This window comes from Bacillus sp. EU52 (assembly GCF_037964975.1).
Lineage (GTDB): Bacteria > Bacillota > Bacilli > Bacillales > Bacillaceae > Bacillus > Bacillus subtilis.
Map to the genome: position 1 here is coordinate 2017553 of NZ_CP150177.1, position 18436 is coordinate 2035988.

The window sequence follows — 18436 nt, forward strand, 5'->3', positions numbered from 1 at the left end:
AGACTTTTTGTTCTTAACAGTCCCACCTTTAACTAGTATAAAGTTATGAGGATCTGGTTAACTACTAGATATTTTTATTTTGAATAAGGCTTATGTTTGATAAAGAAGGGTTATGTAAAGGTGTCTGTTGTGAGCAAGCGCTGACTACAAAAAATTGATAGCATTCTCATTTAAATACCATTCTATTAACCTATAGGAAAAGTTATAAAACCAGATGGAGAATACCCTACCTCCAGTAATTCCAAGGCCGTTCACCTAGTAGAAAACAACCTTTAACCATTACTAACGATTTTAATAATCATTGATTATAAAACTTCTCAAGGAACGATCATCAGCCCGTTAGCTACCCCTGATTAAAGATGATCTGCTACCACACTGTTACGTTAGAACTTCCACTACTTTGATATCCTTCTGTCGCCATGACTTGGTAAGCCCAATTACTGCCCAGATTCATTCCATGGCTCTTCCATGCGTTCACATGATTGCTGAAAGTGATTGTAGCGTTGCTTCCAGTTGGTCTCTTCGTCTGACGAACACTCCAGTACTGCGTAAAAGTAGTGCGATCGCCATCAATGGAAGGTGCGTTATAACGTGTAGTTGTATATATGTCATATGTACCCCCATCACTTTTTACAGTACCTTTATACGTTCCAGTAGGTCTATAAGTACCCCATGAATCCACTACATAATATTCTATGAGAGGTGATCTCGTCCAACCATATAAAGTTAAATATCCATTGCCATTCGGTGCCCAAACTCCGGCATTATAGTTTATCGTCCTAAATGGCGAACCTGTAGTCCAACCTTTACCAACAACAAAATTTCCGGTATTAGACCAATTAACACTGTAATTCCCGCCAGACCCATTAACAGCGTTTACTATACCGCCCCCATCAGTCCAATTTTGCCAGTAGTCTGTGCTAGCTGCAGAGGCGGTTGCCGAAAACAAGCTAATACTCATTAAAGCTGCCGATAATCCAACTAAGAAATTCTTTTTAAACTTAAACATATGTTACCTCCTATAATATTTTTTCCGACTTTGAGGTAGCACTCGTATACATTTAAAACATTCTTAATTACTAATGCCAAAGCTTTTGATCGTCCCCTTCAGTATAATACCACGAATTCATGAGCAAATATTAAAAGTATTTGTAATTTAATTACAAATACCTAGAAACACATTATAAGTGGTCTTCTTCCACCATATCCTGATCCTTTTTTCGTAGGATCACAATTCTTGTTTCTAATTCAGATGGAGTAATATCTGCAATGAATTCCCATTGAACCATTTCTATAAAGGAGATATACAGTAGAGATTGTGAAATTATTGTGCTGCCGCTTGTCTAATGAAGGGAAGCAAATCTATGAAGAATATGAAGAACTGAAGAAGAAAACAATTAAGGTTATACTAAGAAAGAACTGCTCAATTAGAATTATTGACCAAAAATTTGAGGATGATAGCTTAGATCAGTTTTACAAAGAAGTTGCAAGATTGTTATTTGAAAGGACTCTGAAAAAGAAAAATAAGAATTGACAATCGTGGTAACTGTGGAATGTAACCGAGCCTCCAATTCAAAATAAATTTCTTTAAAATACTTATTTTATTTAAAGAGGGACTGTATATCCCTCTTTAAAATTAAGCTTTAGATTGCTGCTGAAAGTAATAAAAATTGTACTTTTGATCAAACCCTTCTTCGCTACCACAAAGAAAAATAATGAATTCAATAAATGCGATAATAGAGGGGATACCAGTCCAGCAAAACAAAATATATAGAATACCTTGTCCTACTCTTCCCAAATAAAACTTATGTATTCCCAGACCCCCGAAGAAAAATGCTAATAATGCCGCTACAATTTTGTTCTTCTTGCTTACCATGACTTCCTCCTAGTTCATTGCTACCATTTTTAAAGTAATGCTTTCACATTATAATGCATTTTCCGCCAGAAATCGTGAAAATTTTGAAATTCTTTTGAGATTTTTTATTTTATTGAGAAATGAAAGCTCATATAATTGAACTAGATGGTTTTGGGAGGCGTTTATTCAAAATGTATGGCCAAAGATTACGTCAATTACGAAAGGCACACAAATTAACAATGGAACAGTTAGCTGAGAAAATTGGAATTGCAAAATCAAGTTACGGCGGGTATGAAGCTGAAAGCAAAAAACCACCTTTGGACAAGTTGGTTATTTTAGCTAGACTATATGATGTTTCAGTTGATTACATACTTGGATTAACAGATGATCCTGATCCTAAAGTGGAAAGAAAAAATCTAAAAGAGTTTTTAGAAAAACCAGATATTCACTGGGATGGATATAAACTTACCCCTGAGATATTAGATCCTATACGGAAAATTTTGAAGTTGGTTACTGCAAACAACAATTAAAAAGAGCCCGCATAAGGGCTTTTGCATAAAACAATTATATCATTGAATTTTCCAACTCATTTCAATAAGTTTATTCATGATGATAGCTAAACTTTCACCAGCTTTTTGTGGCTTCTCACCTGCTTTTATCAGAGTAATTAAAGCACTTAAATAGTCCAATTAAGCTATTTTGATTTATTGTAACTGTTTCTTTATAAGCTTTGTAAGCTTCCTCAAACTGATCAAATTACACACCCTTCATAGCAGCAAACAGCTAATTTATCAGAAATATTTCCATATGACTCTGTTACACTAAAAAATCTTTTGACATTGATTAGTAAGGCAACGCACTTTAAATAATCATACCCCAGACCAATATGTAAATTGCCTGCAGCAAACAGCAAATCGTTCAAACTGTGTACGGTTCACCATTCCTTGCAACTGTCTCAATCCCTTTGTATAAGTATAATAAAAAGACAAATGAATTTTTATCTGTGGAACGCTCAGGTAATAAGGACACTATAATAACTTACTTTAAGCCAAAACATCCAAATAAAAAGGCTGGTTATAATTATTATAAAAATCAATAGGAACTATAAATATATAAAGAGGGATTGCTATGCCAAAATTATATACATGTTTAATTTGCGGATATAAAGGATTAATTCAAAACCCATTAAACAATGATGGTGAGTATCAAAAAACATTTGATATCTGCCCTTGTTGTGATTTTGAATACGGCTACAGTGAAGATCATGACGTAAGCTTAGGTTTTATTGTAACGCCAGATTACTTAATTGAAGCTGCAATTCAGTTATACCGAAAACAGTGGATTGAGAATGGCATGAAAATTGCAAATCCTAAATATATTCCAGATGAATTTAGAAACGGTGACTGCTTAAAATTTGAGGTGTTGTTAAACCAATTGAATAGCCTAAATCTCGATACAGAAAACTTTGAAATCAAGGGATTTAATGGTTATTAAGCAGATCCAAGCCCCCATATGGGGGCGTTCTTATTATTGTACAGTCTATCAGAACTATTTATAGAAAAACTATTTAATGTATTGTATAAATATCACTGACCTTTTCTTTCTCCATTCAACTTCCTTAACCCTCAACTGTTTGCTGCTGCATCACATTCCTCCTTTTTGATTTTTGTGTATCAAGCCTGTACAATATTCAAAAACCCTAAAGGATGATGAACATGTGTGGCAAGTTCACTTTATTTTCTGAGTTTGATGACATCATTGAGCAATTCAACATAGATCAATTCTTACCTGAAGGTGAATATCACCCTAGCTATAATGTCGCTCCTTCACAAAACATCCTGACAATTATCAACGATGGATCCAATAACCGGTATTATCCCTCCATGGGCTAAAGATGAAAAGATCGGCTATAAAATGATTAATACCCGCGCTGAAACATTGTCCGAGAAACCCAGCTTTCGAAAGCCGCTCGTAAGTAAACGAATGGAAACGCCTTGATCCAAAGACATTGTATTGTCATTCTGGTCTTTTACATGAAGCCTGTGTTGTTCAAAATTAATGTAATGGACTCTGCCGGTGACATTTTCAACGAATCCATTGTTAAAGAGTTTGAATTTCAACTCTTTATTAAATTCAAGTACCTCAGAGACAACTAATCTGCCCTTGCATCAAAGGAGCTCCTATTTCTGATAAATCGATTCCATGAGCATGATAATACAACTGGTTTCCCATTATTCCGAACTTCTTTTCAAGCAGCTCTAAAGGAAATTTGGCTAACTGATCTACAGTCGATATTGCCATCCGATTTAGGTTTCTTTCCATCCTCCCTCCTATCCCCCACATTTTAGACAACGGGTGAAACTTCCAGAGTTTATTTGGCACATCCTCTTATCTCCAACGTGCAATGCCACTCTTTGTTTTCTTACTTTCCAGGTCAAGCGCAAGCTTACTCAGCAACATATTATCTCCAATGCCTACTGTGCACATCAAACCAAATTCTCTCCATATGCTGAAAGCTGTTAGATGCAGTGAATGGCCTGAATCTGTTCACGAATTATATGCATTTAGGGAAGTTTGAAGAATCAGAGGAATACTTTCTTACTGCAATCAAGACTGCCAAGGAACTTAAAGATGAGTTTTATCTAACATTCACAAAAAACATGTTAATAAATGAGAAAGTTCCTACATACTTTTATTTTTTAATAATCAAAAGGATACTTTTCGTCAATTTGTCTTTTTTTAAAAAAGGCCTATCTAAAAGCTCGGGAAAGAAATGCTTATCTTTGCTACACTGATCATATTTTCATAAACGTGCTTTATCTCATTAAACAGCCAAGGACACTCTTGCTCGCGACATTCTGTGTGTAGAATTTTTACAACCGGCCTTCTGTTCAAACAAGAAATTTAGTTTATTTACAGAAAACACACTTTTTTAATTTATCGAAAACCTTAAAAATTAATTTTTTTACTTTATTTATTAAGCAACTAAATATACAATATAAAATTGAAGCGCTTTCAACATTAAATGATTAAAAGGAGGAACTGGTTTGCTGAAAAAAGGATGGATTTCTTTTACGGGTGCTTTCGTTTTATCTTCTTCTCTTCTTATGCCTTCCGCACAAGCCCAGGAGCAGATTATTAATCTTGTAGATGCTGAAGCATCAACGTCGACAAAACAGCTGTTTTCTTACTTGCAAAGTATTAGCGGCGAAAAAGTTTTGTTCGGCCAGCAGCACGCAACGGATGAGGGAATTACCGTTACCGGACCCGGTCTGCGGACAGGTTCTACCGAATCTGAAGTGAAAAACTCGGCCGGTGACTATCCCGCCCTCTTTGGCTGGGATACGCTCAGCCTTGATGGCTATGAAAAGCCGGGATCACGTGAACAATCTGCCGCCGAAAATCGAGCCAATCTGATCAAATCGATGAAAACCGCACATGAACTTGGTGGCATCTTAACGCTTAGTACTCATCCGCATAACTTTGTAACCGGCGGCGACTTTTATGACACAAGCGGCCGTGTAGTCAAAAATATCCTGCCGGGCGGAAGCTATAATGCTAGATTCAATGAATGGCTTGACAACATTGCTGCTTTTGCAAATGATTTGAAAGACAACGAAGGCAAAGATATTCCTGTGATTTTCCGCCCGTTCCACGAGCAAACCGGCGGCTGGTTCTGGTGGGGAGCTCAAACCACTTCGGCTGCAGAATACAAAGAACTTTACCGATATACTGTAGAATACTTGCGTGATGTAAAAGGCGTCGATAACTTTTTATACGCTTTTTCACCAGGTGCATCTTTTGACGGAGATGAAGAGAAATACCTAAAAACCTATCCTGGAGATGATTATGTTGATGTTTTAGGATTTGATCAGTATGATAATCCAAACAATCCGGGGTCTGAAGGGTTTTTAAATACTCTCGTAGTAGATCTTGGCATGCTCTCAAAATTAGCAGACTCGAAAGGGAAAATAGCTGCTTTAACTGAATATGGACTTGGATTAAAAACAACCGGAAACCTTGACACACAATGGTTCACGAGAGTGCTTGATGCCATCAAAGCAGATCCCTATGCAAGAAAAATTTCTTATATGCAAACCTGGGCTAACTTCGGGCTTAATGGCAACTTGTTTGTTCCATACAAAAATGCACCAAATGGGCTCGGAGATCACGAGTTACTTCCTGACTTTATCAATTTTTATAAAGACCCCTATTCTGCTTTCTCGAAAGATGTTGGGAATATATACGGAGGAGCAGTACCGGAAACAGTTGCAGAAAAGCCGTTTATGCATATTGTTTCGCCAATTGACCGTGGTCTTTCGCTCCAAAAAGTTACACCAATCAGCGTTAGTGTGATTCAGGGTAAACCCAAAGATATTTATTATACCGTGAATGACAAAGCGAAGAAGTACCCTCTTGTCAAAGGTGATGGTTATTATTATGAAGGGTCTGCTGCTTTAAAAGGTGACAAAGCAACTATTCATGTAACAGCCGAATTTGCTGATGGAACCTCTCAAAAACAAACGATTAAGGTGTATTTAAAAGAGCCAGAAAAACAGCCACCAACAGTTGTTGATACATTTGAGACATATTATGGCGATGATGAACAGCTGCAGGCTGCCTTTGCTACTCAAGGTGATCCCTTAAAGCTATCGTTAACCAGTATCGTAAAAACGGAAGGTTCCTATGCATTAAAATATGACTATTCACTAGCTGGAGCAGGTTATACTGGCATGACCAAATCTCTAGATAGTGTTGACTGGGCTGAAGCAGATTCAATTGATTTCTGGCTGAAAGCAGACGGTGGAAATCAAAAAATGGTTGTTCAACTCAATGCCGGAGGAATCGCCTTCGAGGCGTATCCGTCACTTGCTTCTAAAACAGCCAGCGAGGTATCAATCCCATTTTCCGAATTTAAACCGGCCCCATGGGAATCTGCCGAACGGCAAAAAGAAACATTAACAGCTGAACACTTGAAAAGTGTAAGGGCGTTTTCTATTTATGTAAATGCTACGGGATCAGAACCTGTTAACGGCACGATTTACCTTGATAATATTCGTGTATCATCTTCTGGAAAAACAGACTTTACCGATATACCGGCCAGCCACTGAGCACATATATATAATGGCTACTATTCTGATTCGGGCCTATGAATGGAAAAACGGATCTGTTTCAATTAACATCTTTCCTTTATAATTCAGAATATATAGTGAATCTGTTGGAAAAGCCCAACAGATTCACTTAATAGGTGTCAAATGCTCTCCGCTACAACGACTTCGTATAGCTTCTCTTTGATTAGAAAACATTAAAATTACTTTGTGCAAAGCTTATTAACTTACTAATTTTATTAAAACTATGATTGTAATAATTTGAATATAAAAAAGCATAGACAAGAGGTCTATACTCATTGGGGAGAGGCAGTTGGAGAACTGACAGAATCGCGGTAAATGATACGACCCTTTACTTGGACCCGACCAAATTTTTTAGAAGGATCGTTTACTTTTTCATACATAAATTGAACAGCGGTACGTGCCATTTCTTCCACATCGACAGCTACAGTTGTTAATTCAGGAAACCCGATTGTTGCATAAGCATCATTGTCGAAACCAACTACTGATACATCTTCCGGTACCTGATATCCGTGTAAGACGAGCTTATTAATCAAGAGGCGTGCTACCTGGTCACAGTTACAAACAAAGGCAGTTGGCATTTGGTCTGGCAATTGAATATCTACAAATTTCCCCTCTTCATTCCGGTCATTTAAAATATAATTGTCGTTTCTTTCTAACCTGTGTTCAAGGAGCGATTTATAATAACCCAAAAAGCGGTCTTGAATACTGCTTGTCGCGTATAAATTACCGACGTATCCGATTTCCTTGTGTCCTTTGCTGATCAAGTAGTTTGTTAAATCGTAGGCGCCATAAAAGTTATCCGTAATAACCGCATCCATATCTGTTTTCTCATCATAAAAATCCATAAATACTACTGGAATATTTACGGACTGCATCATCTCAATGTATTCTTTACTGACCTGCCCCAATATAATCAGACCATCTACTTTTTGTTCCGAGTAAATACGTGGCGGCACTAAAGTTTTTTCATCATTTGAACTTAAAATGTGAAGGATGCCGTAATAACCTTTTTGCTCCAGCGATTTAGACAGAGACTGATAGATGTTTAAATAAAATGACTGCGTCATGCCCGTAAATCGTTCTGGAATAGTAACACCAATATTATAAGAACGCCCGTCTTTCATGGCACGGGCTGATGTGTTGTAGCGATAACCCATTTCATCAGCTACTTGTTTGATTTTTAATTTGAGATCAGCACTGACTCCTTCTTTATCATTTAAAGCTTTCGATACTGTTACGCTGCTTACACCAAGCTTTTCTGCAATATCTCGCATGGTAATATTAGTTTTCAAATCCTCGCTCCTCTCTGAATTATTGTTAATCGATAACTTAATTTTATGGCTAATAAAATCTTTTGTCAATGAGGCTTACTGAAATCCACCCCGAGAGCGTGCACAGATTGGTACGTAAATTTTAATACAACAGCAGCGAATAGTATGAGCGGAACAATTAAAGCCTATATTCACTGTTTTTAATATAAACAATGGATATAGGCGGAGTATGGCAAATCATTAATTATCAACGTTTTAAATCTAGCACAAAACTATTATTTGTTTATAACTTAACCCCGTTTGAAGAAATTACTCCCTTAAACCAATCGAAGCTTTTCTTCTTATATCTATTCAAATCTCTTAAATTTGTTTCATCTCTGTTTACGAAAACAAAGCCATAACGCTTCTTCATCTCACCTTGAGAGCTTAAAATATCCGTTGATCCCCACGAAAGGTATCCGATAACATCTACACCTTCTTTCATGGCCAGTTTCATTTGTTCAATATGTTCCCTTAGATAATCAATACGATACTGATCTTCCACTGTTTGGTTTTCGTCCAGCTCTTCTCTTACACCAATCCCATTCTCTGTTATGAAAATAGGCAGCCGATAACGGGCATACATATCTTTTAAAGCCACTCTTAAGCCAATTGGATCAATTGCCCATCCCCACTCATTGGTATCTAGTTTTGGATTCGGACATACACCTGAAATAATGTGTCCATCCGTTTCCGGCAGGTGCTTAACCGTTTGACTCTGATAATAGCTGAGGCTTAAGTAATCAACTGTGTTATCCTTAAGTAATTCAGCATCTCCCTCTTCAAACACCGGCATTATGTTGTTCTGCTCAAGATGACTGGTAACATAAGATGGATACTCGCCGTGCACAAATACATCAAAATAAAAGTCTGTCAATAACTCTTTTGCTTTCATATTTGCTATAGCATCTTTTGGATCACAGGTCGCTGGATACGTTGTTAGGTAGGTTACCATTCCTGCCATTTGTCCATTTGGCACTAACTCATGCAGAGCTTTTACCGCCTTAGCATGTGCAATAAAAGCATTGTGGCACACCTGATATCTTAAAGCCTCAACTGATTCATTATCAGCCAATGTAACTCCCCAATATTGCGGGTTTGTTAAAACAAGATTTTGCTCATTAAAAGTAAGCCAATATTTAACTTTTCCTCCAAATCGTTTAAATACTGTCCTTGCATATTTATCAAATAACTCTACGACTTTTCTGGAAGCAAAACCGTTATATTTTTCTGCCAACGCCAAAGGTAAATCAAAATGATAAAGAGTGATAACAGGCTGGATTCCGTTTGTCAGCATCTCATCAAATAATTCATCATAAAACTTTAAACCTTCTTCATTAGGTTCTCCTTCTCCATCTGGAAAAACCCTTGACCATGAAATGCTTGTGCGGTAGGCATTAAATCCCATTTCTTTAAAAAGCGCAATATCCTCTTTATAGCGATGATAAAAATCCACTGCTACCTTCCAATTTGAATGATTATTCTTTACCGGCCTTGCATCTACTATAGACGGGCCCTTCCCCCCCTCATTCCAAGCACCTTCAGTTTGAAAAGATGTTACCGCTCCTCCCCAGAAAAAACCCTCGGGGATAATATTCTTATTATTCATTTCTTTGCACTCCTTAATTGTGAAATAACATTGCAGGCTTACCTCAAGAACATTCTTTCAAGGCGTATGTTTAAGCGAAAAAAGAAATCTTATGTTGTATTACCTTATAATTATCGCTCTCCGCCATTCTGGTAGAGTTCTCTCCAGAATAGTTTTACTGCTTTTGCTGAGTCTTCCGCACAAACACATCTATTACGCACCACTATAGAGCAGGAACATAAAAAGCGGAAGCAGGCTAGTATTCTTAGTTCAAAACTTCACTTTTGTAGATTTTTCTCAATATCATAGTCCCACACATAACATAGAGAGAAGGAGCAATGAATATAAGAAAAATTAAATTCATCTGACTTAATAAAACTATGACTAAAAATACAGCAAATAATAAAATAGATCGTACAAACCTTTTAAACATTAAATAAAAACCATAAAATAAAGCTTTCTTTACACTTAAATTCAACTTAACCAAGTTCCACGATACATATGTGAATAGCACCACTCCCAATAAATACAAATAAACAAACGCAAACTTTGTAAAAACTCCTATATCTGCCGGTACGGATTCAGGTAATGGAAATATGATAAACAGCCCTGTATAAATAAAAAAACAAAAAGGAAACAATGAAATTTTTTTATAACCTTTGTATTTTTGGCTTCTCTCTCGAAGTCCTTCCCTAATAGAAACCCCGTTCCCCAAAAGAACTTCATCCATCATTTCAACCAATGTGCAGAAAGAAGCAACAAGACCAAATATAAAGAACTCTTTTATCAACGCTACCCAAAAGAATACACTCGTTTTAGCCAGGCTAAAGACCAAATCCATTATCCAGAAAACCTTGCTGTCTAAATACGTACTTTTATTCATCCGTTTCACCTTCTTGAAATAAGGTACTTGATTTAACAAGTACCTTTTCGTTATTATTTCAGGTTATATTCTTTGCGAATCTGATCCGCAATTTTTTTCAATTCTTTTTCCGCATCGAGATCCTTCAAATTAATATTGTCAATGACCGGCTGGATTTTATTTGCAATCTCGGCATAATCAGGTGTATACGGTGCATTCATAACAGTTTTGCCTTCTTGAAGAAGCGTTCCTAATGAAGCTGCATTCTCCGGCGCGTTTTTCATAGTAGTGATTTTATCTGCATGACGCTTTACCACTGGAATTGCGTTAATTGTATCAATCTGGATATCCTGCCCTTTACCGGTTGATAGGAACTTCAGCAACTCAAATGCTTCTTCAGGATGTTTTGTCCCTTTTCCAATACCGATTGGCAGATAAGAAGCTGCAGATACATTGCCGGCTTTTCCTGCTGGCATTGGTGCCACATCCCACTCAAAGGAAACGTTTTTCTCTGTATCTGCCCAGTCCCATGGGCCCATTAATTTCATGCCCGCTTTTCCAGTTAGGAACAAATTAGACATGCCCTGTGCTTGAGCTGAAGTTGGTTGAACTTTATATTTGTTGATAAGATCGGATCCAAACTGGATTGCTTCAATTGTTTCCGGCGAGTCCACTGTCACTGTCTTGCCATCTTGACTTATGTATGATCCCCCGTTTTGAACCAAAATTTCCCCAGTATAGTAGTTTTCAATTCCAAACTGTACTGTTTTTCCACCTTCAACTTTTGTTAATTTCTTCGCTGCATTAAGGAAGTCATCCCAAGTCCAATCATCTGAAGGATATGGCACTCCTGCTTCATCAAACATATCTTTGTTATAGCCCATCTGGAATGTCGCTGCATCACGAATCAGCGCGTATTGCTTGCCATCAACCTTACCCATTTCAAGAATGTTAGGCAAGTATTCATCTTTATTGATCTCTTTATCAGATAGATCCATCAATACATTTTTAGATACTAACTGTCCAAAGGCAGATGGTTGGATCCAAACTAAGTCTGGCTGGTCACCGCCGGCAGACATTGTTAGGAACTTGTCGTTAAACTTATCGTATGGAGCATAAACCATTTCAACATTGACACCAGGATTTTCTTTCTCAAATGCTTTAAAGATTTCATTTTCCAGTTTTGTACCTTCTGGATTGTTATTCCAAACTAATATACGGAGCGTCACACCATTCTTTGAGTCCCCACTTGACGTATCAGATCCAGAACATCCCGACAAAAAGGCTGATAAAGCCAGCACAAGGGTTAAAAGGAAAACACCTAATCCTTTCTTCTTAAACATCGAATTACTCCCCCTATTTATTTAGTAAAATATAGATAAGGTTCCAAAAAAGGTCATTATCTAGCGTGTCCCTTACTAATCAAACCTAGCTATTACTTTCCACCAGTAGTAGCGATACCTTCTATGAAATACTTCTGCCCAACAAAAAACATGATTATCAAAGGCAGAATAATAAGCACACTTGCTGCCATCATTGGTCCCCATTCTATCAATAATGCACCCTTGAATTGGAGAATCCCTAAAGCTAGCGTGAATTTAGAATCGTCATTGAGATAAATTAACGGTCCCAAGAAATCGTTCCAAGTCCACATGAAGCTCAGCAAGGCAACAGTAATGACTGCCGGAGTGGATAACGGAAGGACAATCCGCCAGAAGATTCCCAGAGTGCTGCACCCATCCAAATAAGCTGATTCTTCAAGCTCTTTTGGGATGGTTTTAAAAAACTGTCGAAGCAAGAAAATAAAGTAAGCGTTACCAAAAAAAGCAGGAACAATTAGCGGCAAAAAAGTATTTGTCCAACCAAGTTTCGCAAAAATCATGTATACAGGAATCATGGTGACTTGCGGAGGGAGCATCATAGTTGCCAACAACAAGATAAACCAAACATCCCGTCCTTTTCCCTTTATTCGTGCAAAACCGTAAGCTACCAATGTCGAGGATAAAACCGTCCCAATTACCGTTGCTACAGTAACAATGATGGAGTTTAAATAATATTGACCAAAGTCCACGATAGTGAATACGTCTATATAATTCGCAAAATCCCATACCTTCGGCAGCAAACTAGGTGGAAAAGAAATGGCTTCATTTTCAGGCTTTAGTGATGTCCCAACCAACCATAAAAATGGAAAGATGAAAACGATAGATAAACTGGCAAGAAGTCCGTATGTCAGAATTCTTTCAAAAAGTTTACCTTTTTTTATGCTGCTCTCTTTTTTTATCCTCACTGCTTTGGTTTTTACTTTTGCGATTTCCACTCCACTTTCCCTCCCTCACTTATTCGTCATATTCATAGTAGACTTTTTTTCCAAATACCTTAAATTGAATCAGTGTGAAAACTAAAATGATGAGAAATAGAATCCAAGCAAGAGCGGATGCATACCCCATCTTAAAAAACTTGAATGCATCTTGATACAAGTAGAAAACATAAAATAGAGATTTATAATTTGGTCCACCGTTTCCACTGCTTACAACATACGCTTGTGTAAAAATTTGAAAAGCGCCGATGAGTCCCATGATTAAATTAAAAAAAATAACGTTTGATGTCATAGGTATTGTTATATTCCAAAACTTCGATAACTTCCCTGCTCCATCAAGCTCAGCAGCTTCATAGAGAGAGGCAGGCACATTTTGAAGGCCGGCCAGGTAGATAACCATTCCTCCACCTGCTCCCCATAGACTCATAATTATTAAAGAAGGTTTAACCATTGCCTCACTCAGCAACCAATTCGAGGTTGGCAGATGAAAAAATGAAAGGATCGCATTCGCAATGCCAAAATCCGGCTGAAAAATCAAGATCCATAATAAAGAGCTGGCAACAGTGGGAACAAGAGACGGTAAATAGAATACAGTTCTAAAAAACCCCATAAACTTTACTTTTGCGTTTAAAAGGACCGCTAACAGATAACCAACTATCAATCCAAGCGGTACTGCAAAAACGGTATAAAAAAGTGTATTCCATAATGATTGCCAAAACAAAGGATCTTCTGTAAATATCTTTTGATAATTTTCAAATCCTACCCAATTTGCTGATCCAAGACCCGAATAGTCAGTAAAGGACATATATAACGAATACACCATGGGCCCCGCTGTAAAAACAAAGAACCCAATCAACCAAGGTAAGATGAACATGTAGAACAAAAATGTTTTCGATTTATGCATTTTCCACCCCGCCTTATCTAATTTTTAATAAGGAACTCCACATGACTTTATCAAATATCCTGGGAATTCTCGAAAACCTTCAAACCCTTTAGATCAGTTTTCAAAAAATTCTTTGTTTTTCACTCCCTTTTAAAAAAATTAAATCACTAATCAGTTAACTTAATTATTAACTTAACTTAAACAATCATTAATCGCTAACTTAATAAAATAATTATATATTCACCAGAATTAAATGTCTATACTTTTTTGAAATTTTCAAAAATAAAACAGAAAACGCTTACAAATCTTGATTTAATTCTAATTTGTTCCTAACTATCAAGAAATAACTAAGATTAGACACATGATTTGTGATGAGTTCGTTTATTAAGTAATGGTTTAGTTTTAATTTAAGTTTATATTGTCGAAAAATAAATAGTTTATTTTGATAATTTTTGTTATAATTTAAGTCGCTTGCAACTTTCTTTTTATTTTCTCTATTATTTTGTAAGTGCTTTCTAAAATAAGGGTTCATTATTAGTAAGGAGTGGTGAATAGTAATGCCGATTAAGGTCAATGAGGAAACGAAAGAATTTCATCTTTTCAACCGAAATATTAGTTATATTTTTAGGGTGTTAGAAAAAAGCAAGCAACTAGAGCACCTGTATTATGGAAAAAAAATAAAACACCGGGAGTCATTTAAGCATCTTATTGAGCGCGAAATAAGACCTTCTTGCAATATGTTTGAAGGCGATCACACTTCATCATTAGAACACATAAAACAAGAATACCCAAGTTTTGGAACTACAGACTATCGATATCCCGCCCATATGATAACAAATGATGCAGGCAGCCATGTTACAAATTTTCAGTTTGAAAGCTATGAAATTATTCAAGGAAAGCCCCTACTCAATCAATTGCCTGCGACTTATGTAGAAAATGAGAGTGAAGCGGGGACCATCGAAATCACATTAGTGGATCATACTTTAAAGAGCAAATTAATTTTAAGTTATTCTATTTATGCGGATAGAAGTGTTATTTGCCGAAATTCTAGATTTATCAATACCGGTGAGGAAGCATTTTATCTTAATAATGCTATGAGCATGAATGTTGATTTCCCAGACGACAACTATGAAATGGTTCATCTAGCAGGAGCTTGGGCCCGTGAAGCTCACATGGAAGTGCAAAAAATATCAAAAGGAATCCAATCTGTCTATAGCACGAGAGGTGCCAGCAGCCATGTCCACAATCCTTTTCTTGCTTTGAAGCGGCCGGATACCACTGAACACACCGGTGATGTATATGGATTCAGCCTGGTATACAGCGGTAACTTTTTAGCCCAGGTTGAAGTAGACGCATATAGTGTAACCCGGGTAATGATGGGAATTAACCCTTTCTGTTTTAAGTGGAAATTAAATTCAAAAGAATCCTTCCAAACCCCTGAATGTGTTATGGTGTTTTCTGACCAAGGATTAAACGGAATGAGTCAAACATTTCATGAGCTTTACCGTACAAGGTTGGTTAGGGGAAATTGGCGTGATAAAGACCGCCCTATCTTAATTAACAACTGGGAAGCCACGTATTTTAATTTCAATGAAGAAAAAATCTTAACAATTGCCAAGGCGGCCAAGGACTTAGGAATTGAGCTATTCGTTTTGGATGATGGCTGGTTTGGAGAAAGACATGATGATACAAGTTCACTTGGGGACTGGTTCACAAACAAAGAAAAATTGCCAACTGGCATTAAAGGCTTATCTGAAAAAATAGATGTATTAGGGTTAAAATTCGGCTTGTGGTTTGAGCCAGAGATGGTATGCAAAGGTACAAAGCTATTAAATGAACATCCGAATTGGATTATCGCCACTCCTGGCCGCTCGCCTTCACATGGCCGCAACCAGTTTATTTTGGATTTTACAAGAGAAGAAGTGGTCGATCATATCTTCTCGCTCATGGATGAGATTATCACGGGTACAAAAATAAGCTACATCAAATGGGATATGAACCGGTATATTACAGAAGCTTATTCAATGAGCTTGGCTGCAGATCAACAAGGGGAGGTTTATCATCGGTATATTCTAGGAGTCTATAGTCTTTACGAGCGTTTAATCCAAAAACATCCACAAATTTTGTTTGAATCTTGTGCAGGAGGAGGAGCTCGTTTTGATCCGGGGATGCTATATTATGCTCCCCAAGCTTGGGCCAGTGATGACACAGATGCAGTTGAACGATTAAAAATTCAATATGGGACTTCTATGGTTTATCCACTAAATTCTATAGGAAGCCACGTTTCGGCTGTTCCGAACCATCAGGTCGGCAGGACCACACCGATTGAATCTCGGGCAAATGTTGCCTATTTCGGCACATTTGGCTACGAACTTGATGTAACAAAACTAAATGATGAAGAAAAAAGAAAAGTGAAAGAACAGGTTTCCTTCTTTAAAGAAAAACGCAATCTAATTCGTAACGGACAGTTTTACCGGCTGCAAAACCCTTTTGAATCCAACGAAGTGTCTTGGATGATTGTATCAGAAGATCAAAGAGAAGCAATCGTGGGATATTATAAGATCCTCGCAAAACCAAACGATAAATACTACCGTATTAAATTAAAAGGCCTAAACCCTGAGAAACTTTATCATATTAAAGAGCGGGGCAGCAATCATTACGGTGATGAATTAATGAATATAGGAATTATTTTAGCTGAGGACTACACAGACCGCGCTTATGAATATTGGCAAAGGGAGTTGCCAGGTGACTTCTCTTCCGAGATATTTGTACTGAAGGAAGTAGAAACTGCGTTGTAAAAAGGGGGATACCTATGAATAATTACATGGTTTTTGATATAGGCGGCAGTGCGATTAAATATGCTGTTATTAATGAAAATGGTGATTTTCTTACCAGGGGTTCATTTCCTTCTTCACCCCTTGATTTTGAAAAGTTCATCTCTGAATTGTTACAAGTAACGAGAAAAAATCAAGATAAGTACCAGATTTCCGGGATTGCTCTCAGCAGTCCTGGGGGAGTTAATAGCGACACCGGCATTATAGGGGGAACCAGTGCCCTTCCTTGTATACACGGCCCTAATATAAAAGAAATAATTCAAAACAAAAGCGGTTTGCCAGTTGAAATCGAAAATGATGCAAACTGTGCGGCTTTATGTGAGGTTTGGAAAGGTACAGCTGTAGGTAACAATGATGTTTTATTTGTAGTAATCGGTTCTGGAATCGGCGGTGCAGTTGTAATAGACCGAAAAGTTCATAAAGGAGCTAACTTGCACAGCGGAGAATTCGGCAATATGATCTTGGATACTGTTGATGATATAAACAATATTTCTTTCCGGACATGGAGTGAATTAGCTGCAATAGGTGCTCTCGTTCGTCGGGTTGCAGAAATTAAAGGAATCGATGTATCGAATTTAGATGGAAAACAAGTATTTGCAGCAGCTGAAGCAGGTGATCGGGAGTGCATGAAAGCCATCGATGATTTTCATTTATCTTTAGCTAAGGGTATTTTCAACCTCCAGTATGTTTATGATCCGGAGAAAATTATTATTGGCGGCGCAGTCAGCAGCAATGAAAATCTTATCAAACAAATAAATAAAAAAATTGATATCATAATGAATTCATTGCAGGGTGCAAAAGTACGTCCAATAATAGAAGCATGCAAATTTGGAAATGATGCTAATCTTCTCGGTGCTTTATTCCATTACTTTCAGTGTCGAGATATAGACTGGAAAAGAACAATGCCTGATACTGACCATGAAACTTACGACAGAAGTCCTGCATAAATGCAGAGCTTCTTTTACGAAATTAGTTACAAGCCAATGGCTGTCCCCAAGACAATTGGGATAAAAACTATTCTTTTAAATCTTTATATTCCTTACAAATCATCCCTAATATTACCCAGTCAGAAAAAAATTTGCTCAAGAATCAGGTCACGAGACGTCATATTTTGAAGGTGTAGAACGAGGTGAATGTGTTATTAAGTATGGAACTTCTTGAATCAAAAGAAGCAGCAGATGAATATTTTAAGCAACTCAAGGACCAGATTATTTATTAAAATATAATTAATATTAAGGATTTATAAAAAAGATTCCTTGTCCAATTTTAATGGCCAAAATCTCTGATTTTATTAAAAGCTGATTTTTTGGCTTATTTTTATACTGTTGGATGAGTTTTTTAGGATTTGAAATAAAGAAGAACTTGCATTAAAGCACGTCCATTTCACATTGGTAATTTTATTATGGAATTATAACAACAAGAACATTTATGTAAAGTATATTTTTTCCTGTACATTAATTTTCTCACTCAAGGGAGTCTTGCTCATCCCCTATGAAAGAGGGTGAGGCTATGTCAACATCCAGGCATTAATGCTAATGCTTGCATTCGGGTCATTTGTAATTGCTCTGTTGACATATATAAATAAAAAATAGACCTCCCTTGAGCCTAAGAACCTGAAGGGATAGGTCTACCAAGAAATCACATCGAGCAAGCCC

General features: G+C 37.1%; 14 protein-coding genes and 5 pseudogenes. 8 read left to right on the forward strand and 11 right to left on the reverse strand.

From position 1 onward, the window contains the following. Positions 1-367: 367 nt before the first annotated feature. Positions 368-1009, reverse strand: a complete 642-nt coding sequence (gene xynA, locus NSU05_RS10040; RefSeq protein WP_015251938.1) for an endo-1,4-beta-xylanase XynA — start codon at positions 1007-1009, stop codon at positions 368-370. A 627-nt stretch (positions 1010-1636) separates the two neighbouring features. Beyond that, the gene (locus NSU05_RS10045; protein WP_003231362.1) at positions 1637-1876 is read right to left on the reverse strand and encodes a TM2 domain-containing protein; all 240 of its coding nucleotides are present in this window, start codon (positions 1874-1876) and stop codon (positions 1637-1639) included. Between the two features lie 170 nt (positions 1877-2046). Between NSU05_RS10045 and NSU05_RS10050 the strand changes: the two genes are divergently transcribed. Then, the gene (locus tag NSU05_RS10050) at positions 2047-2385 is read left to right on the forward strand and encodes a helix-turn-helix transcriptional regulator (protein WP_015251936.1); all 339 of its coding nucleotides are present in this window, start codon (positions 2047-2049) and stop codon (positions 2383-2385) included. A gap of 39 nt (positions 2386-2424) precedes the next feature. Here the strand turns inward: NSU05_RS10050 and NSU05_RS10055 are convergent. Beyond that, a pseudogene (locus NSU05_RS10055) lies at positions 2425-2777 on the reverse strand (hypothetical protein). A 45-nt stretch (positions 2778-2822) separates the two neighbouring features. On the opposite strand from NSU05_RS10055, the pseudogene NSU05_RS10060 reads away from it, so the two are divergent. From NSU05_RS10060 to NSU05_RS10070, 3 genes and pseudogenes are all read left to right on the forward strand, one after another. Further along, positions 2823-2954, forward strand: a pseudogene (locus NSU05_RS10060) (SAR2788 family putative toxin); the annotation flags it as partial. Positions 2955-2983: 29 nt separating this feature from the next. Then, a complete protein-coding gene (locus NSU05_RS10065) occupies positions 2984-3349 on the forward strand; it encodes a hypothetical protein (protein WP_038429099.1) in 366 nt (121 codons plus the stop codon). A 221-nt stretch (positions 3350-3570) separates the two neighbouring features. Next, a pseudogene (locus NSU05_RS10070) lies at positions 3571-3835 on the forward strand (SOS response-associated peptidase family protein); the annotation flags it as partial. On the opposite strand, the pseudogene NSU05_RS10075 reads toward NSU05_RS10070, so the two are convergent. Next, positions 3763-4011 (reverse strand): annotated as a pseudogene (locus NSU05_RS10075) (YolD-like family protein); the annotation flags it as partial. The pseudogenes NSU05_RS10070 and NSU05_RS10075 overlap by 73 nt on opposite strands. Next, positions 4007-4366: pseudogene (locus tag NSU05_RS10080) on the reverse strand (UV damage repair protein UvrX); the annotation flags it as partial. The pseudogenes NSU05_RS10075 and NSU05_RS10080, both read right to left, overlap by 5 nt. Before the next feature lie 536 nt (positions 4367-4902). Here NSU05_RS10080 and NSU05_RS10085 point away from each other — a divergent pair. Continuing rightward, positions 4903-6966, forward strand: coding sequence for a glycosyl hydrolase (locus NSU05_RS10085; RefSeq protein WP_052124603.1), 2064 nt, complete (start codon positions 4903-4905; stop codon positions 6964-6966). Between the two features lie 293 nt (positions 6967-7259). On the opposite strand, the gene NSU05_RS10090 is transcribed toward NSU05_RS10085, so the two are convergent. The 6 genes from NSU05_RS10090 to NSU05_RS10115 all read right to left on the reverse strand — a co-directional run bounded on the left by NSU05_RS10090 (position 7260) and on the right by NSU05_RS10115 (position 13968). After that, entirely contained in the window at positions 7260-8279 is a 1020-nt protein-coding gene (locus NSU05_RS10090; protein WP_015251932.1) for a substrate-binding domain-containing protein, read from the reverse strand. A 262-nt stretch (positions 8280-8541) separates the two neighbouring features. Beyond that, positions 8542-9906: a glycoside hydrolase family 1 protein gene (locus NSU05_RS10095; RefSeq protein WP_015251931.1), complete on the reverse strand. Its 1365-nt coding sequence runs from the start codon at positions 9904-9906 to the stop codon at positions 8542-8544. Between the two features lie 244 nt (positions 9907-10150). Then, on the reverse strand, positions 10151-10768 hold the full coding sequence (locus tag NSU05_RS10100) for a hypothetical protein (RefSeq protein WP_038429101.1): 618 nt from the start codon (positions 10766-10768) through the stop codon (positions 10151-10153). Between the two features lie 53 nt (positions 10769-10821). Then, positions 10822-12090 carry a sugar ABC transporter substrate-binding protein gene (locus NSU05_RS10105; protein WP_038429103.1) on the reverse strand — a complete coding sequence of 423 codons (1269 nt, stop codon included), beginning with the start codon at positions 12088-12090 and terminating at the stop codon, positions 10822-10824. 92 nt (positions 12091-12182) lie between these two features. Beyond that, on the reverse strand, positions 12183-13064 hold the full coding sequence (locus tag NSU05_RS10110; RefSeq protein WP_326145659.1) for a carbohydrate ABC transporter permease: 882 nt from the start codon (positions 13062-13064) through the stop codon (positions 12183-12185). Between the two features lie 19 nt (positions 13065-13083). After that, positions 13084-13968: a sugar ABC transporter permease gene (locus NSU05_RS10115; protein WP_038429104.1), complete on the reverse strand. Its 885-nt coding sequence runs from the start codon at positions 13966-13968 to the stop codon at positions 13084-13086. Between the two features lie 536 nt (positions 13969-14504). Between NSU05_RS10115 and NSU05_RS10120 the strand changes: the two genes are divergently transcribed. From NSU05_RS10120 to NSU05_RS10130, 3 genes are all read left to right on the forward strand, one after another. After that, on the forward strand, positions 14505-16745 hold the full coding sequence (locus tag NSU05_RS10120; RefSeq protein ID WP_038429105.1) for an alpha-galactosidase: 2241 nt from the start codon (positions 14505-14507) through the stop codon (positions 16743-16745). Between the two features lie 14 nt (positions 16746-16759). Continuing rightward, positions 16760-17728: an ROK family protein gene (locus NSU05_RS10125; protein WP_038429107.1), complete on the forward strand. Its 969-nt coding sequence runs from the start codon at positions 16760-16762 to the stop codon at positions 17726-17728. Between the two features lie 570 nt (positions 17729-18298). Next, the gene (locus NSU05_RS10130) at positions 18299-18373 is read left to right on the forward strand and encodes a putative holin-like toxin (protein ID WP_256683490.1); all 75 of its coding nucleotides are present in this window, start codon (positions 18299-18301) and stop codon (positions 18371-18373) included. The last annotated feature ends 63 nt before the right edge of the window (positions 18374-18436 follow it).